This is a genomic window from Paraclostridium dentum (assembly GCF_012922555.1).
In the GTDB taxonomy this organism is placed as follows: domain Bacteria; phylum Bacillota; class Clostridia; order Peptostreptococcales; family Peptostreptococcaceae; genus Paraclostridium; species Paraclostridium dentum.
Genome location: NZ_WIPK01000200.1, coordinates 1 through 316 on the forward strand (window position 1 = coordinate 1; position 316 = coordinate 316).

Sequence of the window (316 nt, forward strand, 5' to 3'; positions counted from 1 at the left end):
CTTGAAGCCTAGCATGGTCACCCCCGGTGCCGAGTGCAAGGAACGCGCCACCCCCGAGCAGGTCGCCTCCTACACCCTCAAGCTCCTCAGCCAACGCATCCCCCCGGCCGTCCCTGGCATCATGTTCTTGTCCGGTGGCCAATCTGAGGTCGAGGCCACGCTCAACTTGAACGCAATGAACCAAGCCCCGAACCCGTGGCACGTGTCCTTCTCCTACGCACGTGCTCTCCAGAACACGTGCCTGAAGACGTGGGGCGGGCTCCCTGAGAACGTGGCCGCCGCTCAGGAGGCGCTGCTGATCCGCGCCAAGTCGAAC

At 64.6% G+C, this 316-nt stretch carries 1 protein-coding gene; it reads left to right on the forward strand.

The window, feature by feature from the left end; translation table 11 throughout:
* Positions 1 to 13: 13 nt before the first annotated feature.
* A partial coding sequence (locus GFJ41_RS21355; RefSeq protein WP_226890301.1) for a class I fructose-bisphosphate aldolase occupies positions 14 to 316 on the forward strand: 303 nt, incomplete at its 3' end.